General features: G+C 76.4%; 16 protein-coding genes. 6 read left to right on the top strand and 10 right to left on the bottom strand.

Features of this window, described 5'->3' with window-relative positions; genetic code table 11:
• Positions 1-192: 192 nt before the first annotated feature.
• Complete coding sequence (locus tag ACU616_RS10950; protein ID WP_446758487.1) at positions 193-1296, top strand: serine hydrolase domain-containing protein; 1104 nt, start codon at positions 193-195, stop codon at positions 1294-1296.
• Between the two features lie 24 nt (positions 1297-1320).
• Here ACU616_RS10950 and ACU616_RS10955 read toward each other — a convergent pair whose 3' ends face one another.
• The 4 genes from ACU616_RS10955 to ACU616_RS10970 form a co-directional block, all read right to left on the bottom strand.
• Entirely contained in the window at positions 1321-2859 is a 1539-nt protein-coding gene (locus tag ACU616_RS10955; protein ID WP_446758488.1) for a DUF222 domain-containing protein, read from the bottom strand.
• Between the two features lie 95 nt (positions 2860-2954).
• The gene (locus ACU616_RS10960) at positions 2955-4181 is read right to left on the bottom strand and encodes an MFS transporter (protein ID WP_446758489.1); all 1227 of its coding nucleotides are present in this window, start codon (positions 4179-4181) and stop codon (positions 2955-2957) included.
• Positions 4182-4218: 37 nt separating this feature from the next.
• The gene (locus ACU616_RS10965) at positions 4219-5712 is read right to left on the bottom strand and encodes a precorrin-2 C(20)-methyltransferase (RefSeq protein ID WP_446758490.1); all 1494 of its coding nucleotides are present in this window, start codon (positions 5710-5712) and stop codon (positions 4219-4221) included.
• Entirely contained in the window at positions 5709-6329 is a 621-nt protein-coding gene (locus tag ACU616_RS10970; protein WP_446758491.1) for a precorrin-8X methylmutase, read from the bottom strand. Before ACU616_RS10970 ends, ACU616_RS10965 begins: the two co-directional genes overlap by 4 nt.
• Before the next feature lie 44 nt (positions 6330-6373).
• Here ACU616_RS10970 and ACU616_RS10975 point away from each other — a divergent pair, with 44 nt between their 5' ends.
• Positions 6374-7546, top strand: a complete 1173-nt coding sequence (locus tag ACU616_RS10975) for a glucose-1-phosphate adenylyltransferase family protein (protein ID WP_446758492.1) — start codon at positions 6374-6376, stop codon at positions 7544-7546.
• On the opposite strand, the gene cobG is transcribed toward ACU616_RS10975, so the two are convergent.
• Together cobG and ACU616_RS10985 are read right to left on the bottom strand one after the other, a co-directional pair.
• Positions 7528-8706: a precorrin-3B synthase gene (gene cobG, locus ACU616_RS10980; protein WP_446758493.1), complete on the bottom strand. Its 1179-nt coding sequence runs from the start codon at positions 8704-8706 to the stop codon at positions 7528-7530. The two genes, ACU616_RS10975 and cobG, sit on opposite strands and share 19 nt — an antisense overlap.
• A 59-nt stretch (positions 8707-8765) precedes the next feature.
• Entirely contained in the window at positions 8766-9554 is a 789-nt protein-coding gene (locus tag ACU616_RS10985; protein ID WP_446758494.1) for a DUF4383 domain-containing protein, read from the bottom strand.
• Positions 9555-9705: 151 nt separating this feature from the next.
• On the opposite strand from ACU616_RS10985, the gene ACU616_RS10990 reads away from it, so the two are divergent.
• Together ACU616_RS10990 and cobN are read left to right on the top strand one after the other, a co-directional pair.
• Positions 9706-10035: a tetratricopeptide repeat protein gene (locus ACU616_RS10990; RefSeq protein WP_446758495.1), complete on the top strand. Its 330-nt coding sequence runs from the start codon at positions 9706-9708 to the stop codon at positions 10033-10035.
• Positions 10036-10339: 304 nt separating this feature from the next.
• On the top strand, positions 10340-13966 hold the full coding sequence (gene cobN / locus ACU616_RS10995) for a cobaltochelatase subunit CobN (RefSeq protein ID WP_446758496.1): 3627 nt from the start codon (positions 10340-10342) through the stop codon (positions 13964-13966).
• Positions 13967-14397: 431 nt separating this feature from the next.
• On the opposite strand, the gene ACU616_RS11000 is transcribed toward cobN, so the two are convergent.
• From ACU616_RS11000 to ACU616_RS11010, 3 genes are read right to left on the bottom strand one after another with little or no spacing between them, the layout of a single operon-like run.
• Entirely contained in the window at positions 14398-15186 is a 789-nt protein-coding gene (locus ACU616_RS11000) for an adenosylcobinamide-GDP ribazoletransferase (RefSeq protein ID WP_446758497.1), read from the bottom strand.
• Complete coding sequence (gene cobU / locus ACU616_RS11005; RefSeq protein WP_446758498.1) at positions 15183-15695, bottom strand: bifunctional adenosylcobinamide kinase/adenosylcobinamide-phosphate guanylyltransferase; 513 nt, start codon at positions 15693-15695, stop codon at positions 15183-15185. The genes ACU616_RS11000 and cobU overlap by 4 nt, the downstream gene beginning before the upstream one ends.
• Before the next feature lie 5 nt (positions 15696-15700).
• Entirely contained in the window at positions 15701-16264 is a 564-nt protein-coding gene (locus ACU616_RS11010) for a histidine phosphatase family protein (RefSeq protein ID WP_446758499.1), read from the bottom strand.
• Between the two features lie 92 nt (positions 16265-16356).
• Here ACU616_RS11010 and ACU616_RS11015 point away from each other — a divergent pair, with 92 nt between their 5' ends.
• Positions 16357-17142 (top strand): oxidoreductase, encoded by a 786-nt coding sequence (locus tag ACU616_RS11015; protein WP_446758500.1) that lies wholly within the window; start codon positions 16357-16359, stop codon positions 17140-17142.
• Positions 17143-17193: 51 nt separating this feature from the next.
• Positions 17194-18162 (top strand): aldo/keto reductase, encoded by a 969-nt coding sequence (locus tag ACU616_RS11020; protein WP_446758501.1) that lies wholly within the window; start codon positions 17194-17196, stop codon positions 18160-18162.
• 25 nt (positions 18163-18187) lie between these two features.
• On the opposite strand, the gene ACU616_RS11025 is transcribed toward ACU616_RS11020, so the two are convergent.
• Positions 18188-19042, bottom strand: coding sequence for an HAD family hydrolase (locus tag ACU616_RS11025; RefSeq protein WP_446758502.1), 855 nt, complete (start codon positions 19040-19042; stop codon positions 18188-18190).
• Positions 19043-19094 lie beyond the last annotated feature (52 nt).

Here is a 19094-nt window from a genome sequence, read left to right on the forward strand (position 1 = left end):
GTGAGCTGCCGGCCCACGGCTCCTCTGCGCAGGAACGGTCGTCATCCCGGCGGGCGTGGACGCCGGCCGCGCGGTCCGAGAGGCCGACCCGTCGAGCACCGGGCGACCTCCCGCCCGAGCCCTCCTGCCGGCGGCCGCCTGGCCGGGGAAACCCGCTTGCCCCGCCGGGCCGGGTGTGGGCTCGTACGGCACGTGGCTGACGTGCAGGGCTCCTACGACGACCTGTTCACCGCGGTGCCGACCGTGCTGGCCGGGTTCCTGGACGACAGGGACGCGGGCGGGTCGGTGGCGGTCGTCGTGGACGGCGAACCGGTGGTGGACGTCTGGGGTGGCTTCGCCGACGGGGCCCGCACGGTCCCGTGGCAGGAGGACACGCTGACCAACGTCTGGTCGGTCACCAAGACCATGACGGCCCTGTGTGCGCTGGTCCTCGCCGACCGCGGCGACCTCGACCTCGCCGCACCGGTCGGCCGGTACTGGCCCGAGTTCGCGGCGGCCGGCAAGGACGAGGTGCTGGTGCGGCACGTGCTCTCGCACTCCGCGGGCCTGCCCGACTGGATCGGGCCGATCGCCGACCTGTACGACTGGCCGGCCGCCACGGCACGGCTGGCCGCGCAGGCCCTGCGATGGAAACCGGGGAGCGCGGTCGGGTACCACTCGCTCACCCAGGGGTTCCTCGTGGGCGAGGTCGTCCGCCGGATCACCGGCCGCAGCGTCGGTGAGTTCTTCCATGAGCAGGTGGCCGGACCGCTGGGGGCGGACTTCCACATCGGACTCCCCGCCGAGCACGACCACCGGGTGGCGAGGAGCGTCCCGCCGGCGGGACGCGACGAGGACCACGTCGCGAGCGCGGGCGGCAGCAACCCCACCGCCGGCGCCGGTACCCCGGTGCGGGTCCGCGACGGGAACAGCGTGGCCTGGCGCCGTGCCCAGATCCCCGCAGCCAGCGGCTTCGGCAACGCCCGCTCGGTCGCCCTCGTGCAGTCGGTGGTGGCCTGCGGGGGAGAGGTGCGCGGGGTGCGCCTGCTGTCGCGGGCCGGCTGTGACCGTGCCCGCGAGGAGCAGGTGCGCGGCGAGGACCGCATCCTCGGCATGCCGGTCCGGTACGGCCTGGGCTACGGGCTGTTCGGCACCACCCTGGGGTGGGGCGGTTGGGGCGGCTCCCTGGTCGTGCTCGATCCCGACAGCCGCATGACGGTGGCCTACGTGACGAACCAGATGCGCGAACCCGAAGACGACCGGGGACTGGAGCTCGTGATGGCCGCCTACGACGGGCTCGCCGGCCTCCGGGCGTGATGGTCGGCGTCTCGGTGACCTGCGTCAGAACGGTGGCGGGTCGTCGTCCGGTCCGGTCCGTGCGTCACCGTCCGACCGCGGTGGTGCGGGGTCGTCGGGTGGTGGTGCGGGGTCCTCGGGCGGCGCCGGAGTGGGTGCGTCGGGTGGGCGCATGCCCGGTGGTCGGGTGGTGCGGGTGATCCCGGACGGGGTGGTCACGGTCAGCACGCCGTCGGGGCTCATCCGGAAGCGCCAGCCGGGGGCGAAGGTCTTGAGCCGGTGGTGGCGGCGGCACAGGCAGCACAGGTTGGCGCAGTCGGTGGGTCCGCCGTCGGCGTGGGCGATGACGTGGTCGGCGTCGGCCCGGCCCACGCGCTGGGCGCAGGTGGGGAAGCGGCAGGTGCGGTCGCGGGTGTGCACGAAGGTCTGCTGCCCGGCCGAGGGGGCGTAGTGCTCGACCGGGTCGGGCCGGTCGAGCACCGCACACTCGCAGTCCGCGTCCGGGTGGGCGGGGCAGCCGCGGCGCACCAGGCGCCGCAGTTGGTCGAGGCCGGCGGTGGCCCGCAGGGCGCCGTCGGTGTCGGTCAGCGCCACGGTCACCGACCCGCCCGCCGGGGTGCGCAGCCCCAGGCCGTCGAGCTCGCGCAGCAGGTCGCGCAGCTGCCCGGCGGTGATCGGCAGCCCGTTGACCTCACCCGGCTCCTTCGACCGGCCGGTGAGGGAGGCAAGGGCAGCGACGAGCTGCAGGTGCGCGGTCACCGGCGCCCGGGAGGTGTCCCACGGGCGCAGGATCAGGTCGGTGTGCACGGCGGCGCGGAGCTGCCCGATCGGGCGGTCGTCGCCACCCTGCTTCAGCAGCACCGCGAGCTGGTCGATCACGTCGTGGCAGGCCGCCGCCACCGGCGCGGGCAGCTCGGTGGCCAGCGTGCTCATGCCGGCCTGCGGAGCGGGGTGGACCCGTACGTCGGCGTGCCGCTCAGCCTCCTTCCGCCGCTCGTCGACCGCGTCGGCGTCCACCGCCAGCAGCGCCGCCACGGCGCGCTTGCGCAGCCTGCCGGTGGTCAGCGTGGCCGCCTCGGCCAGCAGCTGCGCCTCCACGGCGCGGGCGATCGCGGGGTCGGTGTGTTCGAGCACGTCGACGAGGACTCTGGCCCGCGTCTCGTCCAGGCTGCCGGCGGCCAGCGCGGCCCAGGTGCCCGGCAGCGACTCGCGGTAGGTCCAGGCCCGGTGCGCCAGGTGGGTGGCGGTGCCGCGGCCGCAGTTGAGCACCATCGCCAGCTCGGCGGTGAAGAACTCGCTCACCCCGGGCAGTTCGGGATCCGGCGCCCACGACCCCCGCCGCGCCCCCGGCGTCCCAGGAGCGGGATCGAGCTCGTCGGGGCTGTCATCGGCCAGACCGAGCACCAGCTCGGCCTCGTAGGCAGCCGTCATCGCCTTGACCGCCTGCAGCCGCGCCAGCTCGGCGGCCTTCTGCTCCCGCGACAGCAACCCCACCGGCAACCGCTGCAGCTCGGGACCCTGGGCCAGCAGCAGGTCGAGCAGCCCACCGGCTCCCGCCGGCTCGCACTCCTCGACCGCTGTCACGAGGCGAACCTACGACCGGGGTACGACGGAACCGCAGGTCAGCGACTCGCGCTGGGAGCGAACGGGCAGCCCGGCGGGGCCGAGGACGCCGACCGTCAGGCCGCCAGCGGCTCCGCGGACTCCTCGGCCGGGACGGCGGCGGGGCCGCGGCCCGACAGCCGCAGCCCGACCGCCGCGGCGACGGCGAGCACGATGACGACGGCGCCGTAGACCTCGGCGGTCACCTCCAGCCCGACGGCGCCCGAGGCCATGCCGGCCGCGATGGCCGGGATGCTGAAGCCGAGGTAGCCGACCACGAAGATGCTCGACAGCAGCCCCGCCCGGCGGCCTGGGGCGACCCCGGCGGTGACGGTGGCGACCGCGCCGAGGAAGGCCGCGCCGAACCCGAGGCCGGCGACACCGGCGGAGACGAAGAACAGCCAGGCGGCACCGGTGACCAGCGAGACCAGCAGCGCCCCGACGGCGACGGCGAAGACCAGGCAGCCCCCCGCCATCGCCCGGCGCGGCGCGAGGTCGCGGGCCAGCACGCCGCCGAGCGCCCCGGCGCCCTGCATGCAGAGGATGAGCAGGCTGCCGACCAGGTGGTCGGTGAGGCCGAAGACGCCGGCGGTCAGCGACGGGCCGAGGGAGAGCACCAGCCCGCCCATCGCCCACAGCGCCACCAGGCACGGGACGGCGACGAGGAACGGCCGCCGCTGCGCGCGCGGCACCTCGACCTGCGGGCGCAGGGAGGCCAGCGCGCCGGGCAGTCGCGGCGAGGACTCGGGCAGCGCGTACGCCAGGCCCGCGCCGAGCACGAAGACGACGGTGAGCACGCCGAACACCCAGGGCTGCGGCTCGGCGACGGCCTCGATGGCCAGGCCGGCGCCGACCGCGCCCAGGGAGAGGCCCAGGCCGGGGGAGACGCTGTTGACCAGCGGGCCCAGCGGGCGGTCACCGCGCTGGAGGTCGAGCAGCGCGGCGCCCATGGTGCCGGTGAGCGCGCCGGTGGACAGCCCCTGCAGCACGCGCGCGGCCAGCAGCCAGCCGACGCCGTCCGCAGCGAGGAACACCACCATCGCCACCGCCTGCAGCAGCAGCCCGCCGGCCAGCACCGGCCGCCGTCCCACGTGGTCGGACAGCCCGCCCACCACGAGCAGCGAGGCGAGCAGGGCGAAGGCGTAGATGCCGAAGACCAGTGTCAGGACGCCGGGGCCGAACCCGAACTGCTCCTGGTAGACGCGGTAGAGCGGCGAGGGCACGCCGGAGGCGGCCAGCACCAGCACGAGCAGCACGGCCACCGACCAGAACGCGGCCGGGCGGGAGAGTCGGGCGGTGGGCACGACCGTTGGCAAGGCCATCGATCGGCCCGGCATTCCCTCAGGCCGGGTAGCGGCGCGGCGTGTACACCTGCCCGGACGGCGTCACCCGCGTCTGCGACGACCCGACGAGCACCAGGCAGCGCATGTCGACCGTCTCCGGGTCCAGCTCGCCGAGCGTGGTGACGACGACGGACTCCTGCGCCCCGCCGACGTCGCGGCCGACGACCACCACGGTGTCGGGCTTGCGCACCTCGAGCAGCGCGGTCAGCGCCTCGCCGAGCTGGTGCGGGCGCGCCCTGGACCGCGGGTTGTACAGCGCGACCACCAGGTCGGCGGCCGCGGCGTGGCGCAGCCGGTCGAGGACGACGTCGAACGGCTTGAGGACGTCGGAGAGGCTGATCACGGCGAAGTCGTGCCCGAGCGGCGCGCCGACCCGCGAGGCCACCGCCTGCGCCGCGGTCAGCCCCGGCAGCACCCGCACCGGGACGCCGGCGTGCTCCGGCCGGGCCGCCACCTCGAGCACCGCGGCGGCCATCGCGAACACGCCCGGGTCGCCGCTGGAGACCACCGCGACCCGCCGTCCGGCCCGGGCCAGCTCCAGCGCGTGCGCGGCCCGCTCGGCCTCCACCCGGTTGTCGCTGGGGTGGCGGGTCTGCCGCGGGTTGGCCGGCACCCGGTCGAGGTAGGGGCCGTAGCCGACCAGGTCGTCGGCGCAGGCGAGCGCGTCGGCGGCCTCCGGCGTCGTCCAGCACCGGTCGCCCGGGCCCAGGCCCACGACGACGACCTCCCCGGTGCGCGCCTCGTCGTCCCGGGGGGCGGGCGCGTTCCCCGGCCCGGTCAGCGGGCTGGGCAGCAGCGCGAGGGAGAAGTAGGGGACCGTCTCCGGGTCGACGTCGGCCAGCGGCATCGTGCGCTGCCGGTCGGTGCTGGCGCGCTCGACGTAGAGCGCGCGGTCGAGCACCCCGGCGGCGTCGAACGCCTCGCGCACGCCGCCGAACGTGCGGCCCAGCTTCAGCACGGCGGCGGAGTCGGTGGTGGCCAGCCACTCGGCGAGCTCCTCGGCCGGCAGCGTGCCCGGCAGCACGGTGAGCACCTCGTCGCGCTCGACCAGCGGCCGGCCGACCGCCGCGGCGGCGCCGCTGACGCTGGTCACGCCGGGCACGACCTCGGTGGGGTAGCGGTGCGCGAGCCGCTTGTGCATGTGCATGTACGACCCGTAGAAGAACGGGTCGCCCTCGGCGAGGACGACGACGTCGCGTCCGGCGTCCAGGTGCGCGGCCAGCCGGGCCGCGGCGGCCTCGTAGAACTCGTCGATGGCGCCCTGGTAGCCGCCGGGGTGGTCGGTGGTCTCGGTGGTGACCGGGTAGACCAGCAGCTCCTCGACCTGCCCCTCGCGCAGGTAGGGCGCGGCCACCGCGCGGGCGACCGAGCGGCCGTGCCGGGCGGCGTGGAAGGCGACGACGTCGGCGGCGGTGATCAGCCGGGCGGCCTTGACGGTGACCAGCTCGGGGTCGCCGGGGCCCAGGCCCACCCCGTAGAGGCGGCCGGTCACTCGACGTCGCTCGCGATCGCGTTGACGGCGCCGGCGGTGATGGCGCTGCCGCCCCGCCGTCCGCGGACGACGAGGAACTCCAGGTCGGAGGCGGCCAGGGCCTCCTTGGACTCCGCGGCGCCGATGAACCCCACCGGGATGCCCAGGACGGCGGCCGGCCGCGGCGCGCCCGCGGCGACCATCTCCAGCAGGTGGAACAGCGCGGTCGGCGCGTTGCCGATGGCGACGACGGCGCCCTCGAGGCGGTCGCGCCACAGCTCCAGCGCCGCGGCGGTGCGGGTGGTGCCCAGGTCGGCGGCCAGCGCCGGCACCCGCGGGTCGCCCAGCGTGCAGACGACGTCGTTGTCCTCCGGCAGCCGCCGCCGCGTCACGCCGGAGGCCACCATCGTCGCGTCGCACAGGACCGGGGCGCCGGCGTCGAGGGCCTCGCGGGCACGGGCGACGACGCCGGGGCTGAAGGCGACGTCGTCGACGAGGTCGACCTGCCCGCAGGCGTGGACCATGCGGACCACGACCCGGGCGACGTCCTCGGGCAGGCCGCTGAGATCCGCCTCGGCGCGGATCGTGGCGAACGACTGCCGGTAGATCTCCGCGCCGTCCTTCTCGTACTCGTACATCGGGCAGGAGGCTACGTCGCGTCCGCACCGGGTAGCGGCTCGGCATGGCCCTTCCCCGCGTGCTCGTCCTCGTGCTGGCCGGTGGCGCCGGCGGCCGGCTGGAGCTGCTCACCGAGCAGCGCGCCAAGCCCGCCGTCCCGTTCGCCGGCGTCTACCGGCTGGTCGACTTCCCGCTGAGCAACTGCGAGCACTCGCAGATCGCCGACGTGTGGGTGTCGATCCAGCAGCACCCGACGTCCCTGGCCGACCACCTGGCCAACGGGCGGCCGTGGGACCTCGACCGCACGACCGGCGGGCTGATGACGCTGCCGCCGTTCCAGGGCACCGAGCGCGGCGGGTGGAACACCGGCACCGCCAACTCGCTGTGGCGGCAGGCCGAGCTCATCCGTCAGTACGGGGCCGACGCGCTCGTCGTCGTCAGCTCCGACGCCGTCTACAAGCTCGACTACCGGGAGGTCGCCGAGGCGCACCTGGGGTCGGGTGCGGAGGTGACGATGGTGACCACCGAGGTCGCCGCCGACGACGCCGCCCGCTACGGGATCGTCGAGGTCGACGGCGACCGGGTGACCGGGTACGCCTACAAGCCCGACGAGCCGGCGACGACGACGGCCACCAACGAGGTGTTCGTGTTCACCCCCGGGCCGACGCTGGACCGGCTCGAGCAGCTGCAGTCGGAGGTGGGCCAGGACGGGCTGGAGGACCTCGGCACCCACCTGCTGCCCGCGCAGACCCGCGACGGCCTGGCGCGGGCCTACCCGCTGCAGGGCTACTGGCGCGACGTCGGCACGGTGTCGTCGTACTGGGAGGCGCACCGCGACTTCCTGTCCGCCGAGCCGCCCATCGACCTCGACGAGCCCGCCTGGCCGGTGCACACCCGCGGCGGCCGGCACAGCGCGGCCCGGGTGCTCGACGACGGCCAGATCGAGAACAGCCTGCTCTCCGGCGGCACCCGCATCTCCGGCAACGTGCGCGGCTCGGTGCTCTCACCCGGCGTGGTCGTCGAGGCCGGCGCCACCGTCGTCGACTCGGTGCTGCTGCCCGGTGTGCGGGTGCGGTCGGGCGCGACGGTGACCCGCGCGGTGGTCGACGACGGCGTCGACGTCGGCCGCGGCTGCACGGTCGGGGGAGAGGGCGACGTCGCGCTGCTCGGCCGCCGCGCGCAGCTCGCCGAGGGCACGGAGGTCGCGGCCGGGGCCCGCTACCCCGCGGACGACTGAGGGAGGGCCCGACCCACGCGGTAGCCCTCGCTGGTCGCGACGACGTCGAGGACCTCGCCCCGGGGCCGGCCGCACCGGCGCTCGCAGCCGGCCCAGTGCAGCCGCGCGCCGTCGGGCACCGTCCCGGCGGCGACGGCCGCGGCCGCGTCGGCGCGGACGTCGGCCAGCGACTTCGCGCACCCCGGCCGACCCGCGCACGCGGTGACCCGGGTCCACGCGCTCTCCGCGTCGAAGACCACGCCGGTCCGGTGCAGGTCGACGGCGGCGTCGTCCACGCGGTCCTCGGCGAGGTCGGGGACGACGACGCTGCGCCACGGCGTCAGCTGGACGTCGTCCGCGAGGCCGGCCAGCAGGTCGGCCTGGGCGGCGGTCAGCCTCCCCAGCGGGAGGACGCCGACGAGCGCCGTCCGCCCGTCCCGCTGGGTCACCGCGCCGACGGGACCCGTCGCCGGAGCCGGGGGGAGGGGGACGGCGGCCGCGCGCGGGCCGGGCAGGCGGGCCGCCACCCGCGCCGGGCCGTCGGTCAGCTCGGCCAGCCGCCAGGCCGTGCCGCCCTGCGCGGCCCGCTCGGCGAGGAGGGCGCGCGTGGCGGCGAGCAGCAGGTCGACGGCGGTGGCGGGCGTCGTGCGCAGCCCGCTGTCGGACCCGGCGAGCGTCAGGGCCACTGTGCCCGGGTCGAGGGCGAGCAGGCCGACGTCGCCGCCGAGGCCGGTGACGTCGCCGCGGCCGTCGTCCAGAGTGGCGAGGAAGCGGCCGGGCAACGCGGCCAGCGCGGGATCCGCGCGCAGCCCGGCGTCGAACGCGGCCACCCACGGCCGGACGTCGAGGTGCCCCCCGCTCCGGCCGGTCAGCACGCTGGCCAGCACGTTGCGCACCCGCTCGTGGCTCTCGCTGGGCAGCAGGCCGGCGGTGGCCAGGCGGTCGCCGAGCGCCGCCGCGGACCCGGCGGCCAGCCCGCGCAGCTGCAGGTTGCCCCGGCTGGTGAGCTCCAGGGCCCCGTCGCCCAGCTCCCGGGCAGCCCCTGCGAGCACGCGCAGCTGGCCGGCGGTGAGCAGCCCGCCGGGCACGCGCACCCGGGCCAGCTCCCCGTCGGCGGCGGAGTGGGTCTGCAGGGCGCCGGGACAGGCGTCGGCGCGCAGGCGGGCGGGGGAGGAGGTCATGGCACCCGCGAGGTTATGTCGCGGGTGCCACGACCCTCCTGGCGTCAGGCGTCGCGGTGTCAGGCGTCGCGGCGGGCGCGGTCGAACGACATCCACACCTCGCGGCGCTCCTTGCGGGTCTGCACCTGGGCCATCGCGGCCACCCGGCGCCGCTGCTCGAAGGACGCGACGTGCTGGACGACGGCGACCTCGGCCTCACGCATCGCCCGCTCGGCGGCGAACTCGGCCGGCGTCGACGGGTACTCGTCGGGGGAGACCGGCGAGACCTCGCCGTCGGCCGACTCGCGCGCGTACGGGCTGTCGGCGGGCAGGTTGCCGCTCACCCGGCCGTAGGCGCCGAGGAACAGCAGCACGAGCCCGGCGACGACGGAGAAGCCGACGTTGCTCAGCCCGAAGGCCAGGACGTTGAGGTCGCTGTTGAGCACCGCCAGGTTGGCCAGTGCCGACACCAGGAACAGCACGCCGATGACGATCATCATCGTCGAGGCGGTGCGGGGGCTGCGGAAGGCGGAGACGACCAGCACGACCGCGGTGACGATCGAGATGGTCGACAGCAGGCCGTTGGAGGACAGGCCGAGGATCCGCTCACCGTCGGTGGAGAAGAACGCCAGGCCGTTGGCGAACCCGAGGAGGCCGAAGACGGCGATCACCCCGGCGACGACGAACGCGCCGATGCGCTGGACGGCGTAGACGCGGCTGCCGCGCCCGGCCGTCCGGGGGGTGGGGATCTGCGGCGCGGGTGTCTCCGGTGCGGGGGCCGGCGGCTCCGGGGCGGGGTGCGCGTCCGCGGACGGGGCGGCCGGCAGTGTGCGGCCGGCCGTCCGGTGGCGGTGCAGGGACAGGGCCATGGCGGGCTCCTCGGGTCGGGTGGCACTGACACCGGTTGTTCCCAATTGAGTGGCGCCCGGATGCAGAGAGATCCGGACTTCCTCGTCCGACATGCGGCCGGGCGTGTCGTGATCTCGGGAAGACGTCCCCCGGCGACGCCGTTGTGCGGGCATGACCCAGCCGTTCGAGACCGACCTGCACTCGGAGTACCTGCGCGCCGACCTGTTCTTCTCGATGGGTCAGCCCGTCGAGGCCGCGCGTCTCCTCGAGCCGCTGGTCGAGGCCGAGCCCGGCAACCAGGCGGCGCTCGAGCTGCTCGCCCGCAGCTACTTCGGCTCGGCGCAGCTGCGCCGGGCGGAGGAGTCGCTGCTGCGGCTGGTCGAGCTCGCGCCGGCCAACGGGTGGGCCCGCCGCGCGCTGGCCCGCACGCTGGAGCGGCAGAGCCGCGCCGCGGAGGCGACGGTGCACCACCGCGTGGCCGACGCGCTCGGCGCGGAGTGACCGCCCTCGGCGCACGGTGACCGCGGGTCGTCGTCCGGCCGCCGGGTCCGCCGCTCCGCAACCGCGAGCAGTACCTGCGGCTGAGGGCCGCCGTGCACGCCTCCCTCGGCCGGCCGGTCCGACGACGTCGCGCGCCGGGGGCCGGCCGGCCCGGGCGGTACGGTCGGGCCACCACGGCAGTGCGCAGGAAGCCGGTGCGATCCCGGCGCGATCCCGCCACTGTGTCCCCGGGCCCCGGGGGAGCCAGACACTCCGGCTGCCGTGCCCGACGACCCGGGGCGCGGACCCCGAGTGAGGACGCAGCGTGTTCACCCTGCTCTCCACGAGCGACACCGACCTGCTCTCCGCCCGCGCCAGCGGCGCCGACTGGCGGCTGGGCAACCCCGTCCGGCTCGGGGACGACGGGATCGCGGCGCTGACCGAGGGCGCGCAGCTCGTCGTCGTCCGGATCCTCGGGGTGCGGCGGCAGTACGAGGAGGTGCTGGCGCCGCTGCTGGCCGGGCCCGCGCCGGTCGTCGTCCTCGGCGGGGAGCAGGTGCCCGACGCCGAGCTGATGGAGCTGTCCACGGTGCCGATGGGCGTGGCCACCGAGGCGCACGGCTACCTGGCGCAGGGCGGCCCGGACAACCTCGTCCAGCTGCACCGGTTCCTCTCCGACACCGTGCTGCTCACCGGCGAGGGCTTCGACCCGCCGTCGGTCGCGCCGGACTGGGGGGTGCTGCAGCGGTCGTCGTCCGGCAGCGGTCCGCGCATCGCCGTCCTCTACTACCGGGCACACCACCTGGCCGGGAACACCGCCTTCGTCGAGTCGCTGTGCTCGGCGGTCGAGGACGCCGGCGGGCAGGCCCTGCCGGTGTTCGTGAGCTCGCTGCGCAGCGTCCCCGCCGACCTGCTCGACGTGCTGCGCACCGCCGACGCGCTCGTCGTCACCGTGCTCGCCGCCGGCGGCTCGCGGCCTGCCACCGCGCAGGCCGGCGGGGACGACGGCGCCTGGGACGTCGGCCGGCTCGCCGCGCTCGACGTGCCGGTGGTCCAGGGGCTGTGCCTGACCCGCTCGCGGGCCGACTGGCTGGCCGACGACGACGGCCTCTCGCCGCTCGACGTGGGCAACCAGGTCGCGATCCCCGAGTTCGACGGCCGGCTGATCGGCGTGCCGTTCTCCTTCAAGGAGACCGACGCCGACGGCCTGACCCACTACGTCGCCGATCCCGAGCGGGCGGCCCGGGTGGCGGGGACGGCGGTGGCGCACGCGCGGCTGCGGTCGGTGGCGCCCCGGGACCGCCGGATCGTGCTCATGCTGAGCGCCTACCCGACCAAGCACGCGCGGATCGGCAACGCCGTCGGCCTGGACACCCCGGCCTCGGTGGTGCGGCTGCTGGCCGCCATGCAGGGCCAGGGCTACGACATCGGCCCGTTCGACGGGCCCGACGCGCTGCCCGGCGTGGCCGACCTCGACGGCGACGCGCTCGTCCACGCGCTCATCGCCGCCGGCGGGCAGGACGCCGACTGGCTGACCGACGAGCAGCTCTCGGGCAACCCGGTGCGCATCCCGGCCGCCGACTACCGGCGCTTCTTCGACACGCTGCCGGCCGACCTGCGCGCGGCGATGGTGTCGCACTGGGGCGAGGCGCCGGGGTCGCTGTTCGTCGACGGCTCCGGGGACGAGCAGGCCGTCGTGTTCGCCGCCCTGCGGGCCGGCAACGTCGTCGTGATGGTGCAGCCGCCGCGCGGCTTCGGGGAGAACCCGATCGCGATCTACCACGACCCCGACCTGCCGCCCTCGCACCACTACCTGGCCGCCTACTGGTGGCTGCGGTCGGTCTTCGGCGCGCACGCGCTGGTGCACGTCGGCAAGCACGGCAACCTGGAGTGGCTGCCCGGCAAGACGGTGGGGCTGTCGGCGTCCTGCGGGCCCGACGCCGCGATCGGCGACCTGCCGCTGGTCTACCCGTTCCTGGTCAACGACCCGGGCGAGGGCTCGCAGGCCAAGCGGCGGGCGCACGCGACGCTGGTCGACCACATGGTGCCGCCGATGGCCCGCGCCGACTCCTACGGCGACATCGCGCGGCTGGAGCAGCTGCTCGACGAGCACGCGAACGTCGCGGCGATGGACCCGGCGAAGCTGCCGGCGGTGCGCGCGCAGATCTGGACGCTGCTGCAGGCCGCGAAGCTCGACCACGACCTGGGGCTGGCCGAGCGGCCGGAGGACGACCACTTCGACGAGATGATCCTGCACGTCGACGGCTGGCTCTGCGAGATCAAGGACTCGCAGATCCGCGACGGCCTGCACGTGCTCGGGACGCCGCCGTCGGGCGCCGACCGGGTCGACCTGGTGCTGGCGATGCTGCGCGCCCGGCAGATCTGGGGCGGGTCGGTGGCACTGCCCGGGCTGCGCGAGGCGCTCGGGCTGACCGAGGACGGCACCGCGGGCCTCAGGGCGACCGACGCCGTCGAGGCACAGGCCGCCGCCCTGGTCTCGGGCATGGAGGACGCCGGCTGGACGATCGGCGCCGTCGGGCCCGTCGTCCGGGAGGTGCTCGGGCGCGAGGACGACGGCGTCGCGGCCGTGCTGCGGTTCGCCGTCGACGAGGTGGTGCCGCGGCTGGAGCGCACCACCGACGAGCTCGACGCCACGCTGCACGCCCTCGACGGCGGCTACGTGCCGGCCGGGCCGTCGGGCTCGCCGCTGCGCGGGCTGGTCAACGTGCTGCCGACCGGGCGGAACTTCTACTCGGTCGACCCGCGCGCCGTCCCCTCGCGGCTGGCGTGGGAGACCGGGCAGGCGATGGCCGACTCGCTGCTGGAGCGCTACCTCGCCGACACCGGCGAGTACCCGCCGTCGGTGGGGCTGTCGGTGTGGGGGACCTCGGCGATGCGGACGTCGGGCGACGACGTCGCCGAGGTGCTCGCCCTGCTCGGCGTCCGCCCGGTGTGGGACGACGCCTCGCGGCGGGTGACCTCGCTGGAGCCGGTGCCGCTCGACGAGCTGGGCCGGCCGCGGATCGACGTCACCGTGCGGATCTCCGGGTTCTTCCGGGACGCGTTCCCGCACGTGGTGACCATGCTCGACGACGCGGTGACGCTCGTGGCGGGACTCGACTCGGAGTCCCCGGAGCAGAACTTCGTGCGGGCACACGTCGAGGCCGACGTCGCCGGGCACGGCGACCGGCGGCGGGCGACCACCCGGGTGTTCGGCTCCAAGCCCGGCGCGTACGGGGCCGGCCTGCTGTCGCTGATCGACTCCCGCGACTGGCGCGGCGACGCCGACCTCGCCGAGGTGTACGCGGTGTGGGGCGGCTACGCCTACGGCCGCGACCTCGACGGCGTGCAGGCGCGGCCGGACATGGAGGCGGCCTACCGGCGGATCGCGGTGGCGGCCAAGAACGTCGACACCCGCGAGCACGACATCGCCGACTCCGACGACTACTTCCAGTACCACGGCGGGATGGTGGCGACCGTCCGCGCGCTGACCGGACGTGCGCCGGCCGCCTACGTCGGCGACTCGACCCGGCCCGAGCAGGTGCGCACCCGATCGCTGACCGAGGAGACCTCGCGGGTGTTCCGGGCGCGGGTGGTCAACCCCAAGTGGCTCTCGGCGATGCGCCGGCACGGCTACAAGGGCGCCTTCGAGCTGGCCGCCACCGTCGACTACCTGTTCGGCTACGACGCCACGACCGGCGTGGTGGCCGACTGGATGTACGAGAAGCTCACCGAGACCTACGTGCTCGACCCGGAGAACCGGGAGTTCATGGAGCGGTCCAACCCGTGGGCGCTGCACGGCATCGCCGAGCGGCTGCTGGAGGCCGTGGACCGCGGCATGTGGGCCGAGCCGGACCCCTCCCTGCTGGCCGGGCTGCGGCAGGCCTACCTCGACACCGAGGGCGACCTCGAGGGCGGGGAGACGCCGGCACAGCAGGGCGCGACGACCTGAGGGAGGACCCTGCTGCCCCACCGCGGCAGGACCTCGTCCTCCTCGTCCCCCGCAGCCTGCGGACGGGCCTGCGGCGGGTCCCTGCGGGAGGGCCGATCGACCGGTTGTGGAGCCGATCACCGGGTATCCACCAGCGCATGGGCATCCTGAACCGACTCCTCGGAACTGCTGAGACCACGGCTCGTCGGGGCGCCGCCGGAGGCCGCGCCGCTGCGGGGCGGGCATCGACCGGCCGCGGTGTGGGCCGCACCACGGGCACCGGGCGTGGCACGAGCACCGGACGCGGCATGGGCCGCACCCGGATGTCGGCCGGCACGCCGACCCGGCGCATGGGCCGCGGCGCACCGACGACCGCTGCCTCCGGTGGCCTGGGCCGGCTGCTCGGGTCGCTGACCGGCCGCCGCTAGCCGAGGGCCCCGCTGCAGGGGCCGCTAGGCCGTACCGGTGAGGGCGGCGGCGACCACGAGCACGACGGTCGCCGCCGTCTCACCCATGGCACCCATCACGTCCCCGGTGACACCGCCGAGGCGGTCCGTGGCGCGGGTCAGCACGGCCTCGGCCGCGAACAGCCCCGCGGCCGTGCCCGCGACCAGGACCGCCGCGGCGACCGGGCCGGCGAGCAGCCACGCCCCCGCCCCCGCCAGCACGGTGACGGCCGCCGACCAGCCCGCCAGCCACGGCCGGGACACCGTGCCCGCCACCGCGGCGCCGAGGGCGGACCCCTCCGCCGTCGCGACGCCGGGCAGCCCCGTGCGCGCCATCGCCAGCCGGGCCACGACCACCGCCGTCCCCAGGGCGAGCCAGCCGCCGTCGCGGTCGAGCAGGGCCGCCGCGGTCGCCGCCTGCAGCAGCAGGGTGAGCACCAGCGTCACGACCCCGAACGGGCCGACGTCGCCCTGGTGCATCACCTGCAGCGCCCGCTCCCGGCTCCGCAGCGGGCCCAGCCCGTCGGCGGTGTCGGCCAGCCCGTCGAGGTGCAGCGCCCGGGTGAGCGCGGCCAGCACGGCCAGCGCCGCCACCGCACCGGCCAGCGGGGACACCAGGTGCGTGCCGAGCACCGCCGTCCCGGCCGCCACGCCGCCGAGCGCCAGCCCGACCAGCGGCGCCCACGGCAGCACCCCGCGGGTCGAGGCCGCCGCCGCGGACGGCACCCGCACCACGGTGAGCAGCGCGACCGACTCCAGCGGGCCGATCCACCACGCCGCCCGGCGCCCGCTCACCGCAGCCGCTGCGGCAGGCCGGCGACGACGAACCACACCTCGTCGGCGGTGCCGGCCAGCCGCTGGTTGACCTCGCCGAGGGCGTCCCGGAACAGCCGTCCCGACCGGGTCTCCGGAACGACGCCCAGCCCCACCTCGTCGCTCACCGCCACCACGTGGGCCGGTGTCATCGTCCAGGCGCCGACCAGGGCGTCGCAGCGGCCGGCCAGCCGGTCGAGCGCGCCGGGCTCGTCGGCCCACACGCCGGTCTGCTCCATCAGCGCCGCCACCCAGGTGGTCACGCTGTCGACGAGCACGGTGCCGCCGCGCAGGAGGTCGCTCGGCACCGTCGTCTCCAGCGTCGTCCACCCGGCCGGGCGCCGGGCGCGGTGGGCGGCCACCCGCTGCGCCCACTCCGCGTCCTCGGGCGCCGCCGTGGACGTGGCCAGGTAGACGACGTCGTCGCGGTCGGCGACCAGCGACTCCGCGTGCGCCGACTTGCCCGACCGCGAGCCGCCGAGGACCAGCACCCGGCTCACGGTGCCGCCGGCCGGGGGAGGTCCAGGCGGGTGACCGTGCCGTTGTGCGGGGTCACCGCCGGGAGCCGGTCCGGGCCCAGCCCGGCGGCCACCGCCTGGGCGGCCCGGATGGTGTCGCCGTGGGTGACCAGCCCGACGACGTCGGCCGGTGGCGCCAGCTGCAGCTCCGCCAGGAGGTCCGCGACCCGGGCGTGCAGCTGGGCCAGGCTCTCGCCGCCCTCGGCCGCCCAGTGCGGATCGGTCCAGTCGACGACGTCCCACAGCTCGCGCGAGGGCCGGCCCTCCAGCACGCCGTAGCCCTGCTCGCGCAGCGCCGCGGTCGTGGTGAACGGCAGTCCGGTGGCGCGCGCGCAGTGCTCGGCGGTCTGCACGGCGCGGCGCAGGTCGCTGGAGAGCAGCGCCCCCGGCCGCCGGACGGCCAGCTCGCGCGCGGCGGCGGCGGCCTGCTCGTGACCCAGCCCGGTCAGCGGGACGTGCGCGGTCTGGCCCTGCACCAGCCCGGCGGCGTTCCACTCGCTCTGGCCGTGCCGGACGAGCAGGAGGGTGAGCGGACGGGCCATGGTGGTCGCCGAGCGTAGGGCAGCGGGCCGGGCCCCTCGGTCGCGGGACGGTCCCCGCCGGAGCCGCGCGGCCGGGCTCGTACCGTCGGTGCGTGAGCATCCCCGTCCGTCCCGGCGCCGCCGCAGCCGCCCGGCCCACCGGCCCCGACCCGCTGGCCCCGCTGCTGGACCTCCCCGGCGTCCGCGAGGCCGCCGACGCCGCGCGCGCGGGCATCGACCGGCTGCTGGCGCACCGGCTCATGCGCAACCGGTCGGCCGAGGTGAGCACCGAGTCGGCGCTGCGGGGCGCGCGCGCCTCGGCGGCCCTCGACGGGGTCGACGTCCCGCTGGCCGACCTGCGCGCCGGCTCCGTCGACGACCCCGTGGTGCAGGGCTCGCTGCGCGTCTCGGTCGGGCTGGGCTCGCTGGTGGAGACCTGGTCGCGGGCGCCCGGGCAGGTGCTCGCCCGGCTGCACGTGCTGGCCGCCGCCGACCTGGTCGACCGCGCCGACCTCGGCCGGCCGGCACCGCACGCCGGCCCGCGGCTGGGTGGGCTGTTCCAGGTGGTCACCGGCACCTCGACGGTGCCCGCGGTGCTCGTGGCCGGTCTCGTCCACGGCGAGCTCGCCGCCCTGGCGCCCTTCGGCACCGCCGACGGCGTGGTGGCCCGCGCCGCCGGCCGGCTCACCACGATCGGCCGCGGCCTGGACCCCAAGGCGGTGTCGGTGCCCGAGGTGGGCTTCGCCGAGCTGGGCGCCGAGGAGTACCGCGCGCGCCTGGCCGGCTACGCCGCCGGGGGGCCCGAGGGCTTGGCCGCCTGGTTGGTGCACTGCTGCCGCGCGACCGAGCTCGGCGCCCGCGAGGGCCTGGCCGTCGCCGAGGCGATCCTGCGCGGCTGACTCCCCGGCTCCCGTCCTGCGCCACCACCCGGCCCGGGGGAGGGTGGACGGATGCGCTACCTCGACGTCGACGGGCTCGGCCCGGTCAGCCGGATCGGCCTGGGCACCTGGCAGTTCGGGTCCCGCGAGTGGGGCTACGGCGAGGGCTACGCCGCCGGCGCGGCGCGGGACATCGTGCGCCGGGCCCGCGACCTCGGGGTCACCCTGTTCGACACCGCCGAGGTCTACGGCTTCGGCCGCAGCGAACGGATCCTCGGCGAGGCCCTGGGCGACGAGCGCACGCAGGTCGTCGTCGCCTCAAAGCTGTTCCCCGTGGCGCCGTTCCCGCCGGTCGTCCGGCGCCGGCTGGAGGGCAGCGCGCGGCGGCTGGGCCTCGACCGCGTGCCGCTGTACCAGGTGCACCAGCCCAACCCCGTCGTCCCCGACACCGTGACGATGCCCGGGCTGCGCACGCTGCTCGACGAGGGCCGCATCGGGGCCGTCGGCGTCTCCAACTACTCGCTGCCGCGCTGGCGGGCGGCCGACGCCGCGCTGGGCCGGCCGGTGGTGAGCAACCAGGTGCAGTTCTCCCTCGCTCGTCCCGGGGCGCTGGCGGACATGGTGCCCTTCGCCGAGCGGGAGGGTCGCGTGGTCATCGCCTACAGCCCGCTGGCGCAGGGCCTGCTCGGCGGCCGGTACGACGTCGGCAACCGGCCCGGCGGCGTGCGCGCGGCCAACCCGCTGTTCGGCACGCAGAACCTGCGCCGCGTGCAGCCGCTGCTCGACGTCCTCCGCGAGGTCGCCGACGCGCACGGTGTCCGCCCCGGCACGATCGCCCTGGCCTGGCTGGTCTCCCTGCCGCAGGTCGTGGTCATCCCCGGCGCCTCGAGCGTGGAGCAGGTGGAGGCCAACGCCGCGGCCGGCGACGTCGACCTGCGCCCCGACGAGCAGGAGGCGCTCACCCGGGCGGCGCGGGCGTTCACGCCGGTCTCGGCGGCCCGCACGCTGGTCGACGGCGTCCGGGAGCGGCTCCCGATCTGACCGGTGGCCCTCCGGCTGGAGGCCCTCAGGCGCCGCGGCGGCGCCAGCGACCGGTGGCCGGGGACAGCGGCGCCACGGCGGCCGGGGCGGCGGCGAGCAGGCGCAGCGCCCGCCGCCGCGCGTACCAGGCAAGCCCCGCCACCGCCGCACCCACGCCCATCGCCGCGCCGGTCACCACCGGGGCCGGCCGGCCGAAGCGCGACCGCATCGACACCGGCCGGGTGAACTCCAGCACCGGCCAGCCCCGCTCGGCGGCGGCCCGGCGCAGGGCCCGGTCGGGGTTCACCGCCGTGGGGTGCCCGACGACCGTGAGCATCGGCAGGTCGGTGACCGAGTCGCTGTAGGCGTAGCAGTCGGCGAGGTCGTAGCCGCTCTCGGCGGCCACCCGGCGCATCGCCTCGGCCTTGTTCTCCCCGTAGGCGTAGAAGTCGATCTCGCCGGTGTAGTGGCCGTCGGCGACCACCATCCGCGTGGCCACCACCCGGTCGGCCCCGAGCATCTCGCCGATCGGCTCGACCATCTCCGCGCCGCTGCTGGAGACGATGACGATCTCCCGCCCGGCCGCCCGGTGCTCCTCGATGAGGTCGGCGGCCTCGGCGTAGACCAACGGGTCGACGATCTCGTGCAGGGTCTCCCGGACGATCTCGTGCACCGTCCCGACGTCCCAGCCGGTGGCCATCCGCGTGATCTGCGTCCGCATCCGCTCCATCTGCTGCGCGTCGGCGCCGGCGAGGGAGAAGGTGAACTGCGCGTAGGCGCCCTTGAGGACGGCGCGGCGGTTGATCAGCCCACCCGCGAAGAAGGGGCGGCCGAAGGCCAGGGTGCTGGACTTGGCGATGACCGTCTTGTCCAGGTCGAAGAACGCCGCGGCGCGGGTCACAGCTCACGACTGTAAGCGGACCCGCGGGGTGTGACCCCGGCCTCGGCGCCGT

The sequence above is a fragment of the Geodermatophilus sp. URMC 62 genome (assembly GCF_052931475.1).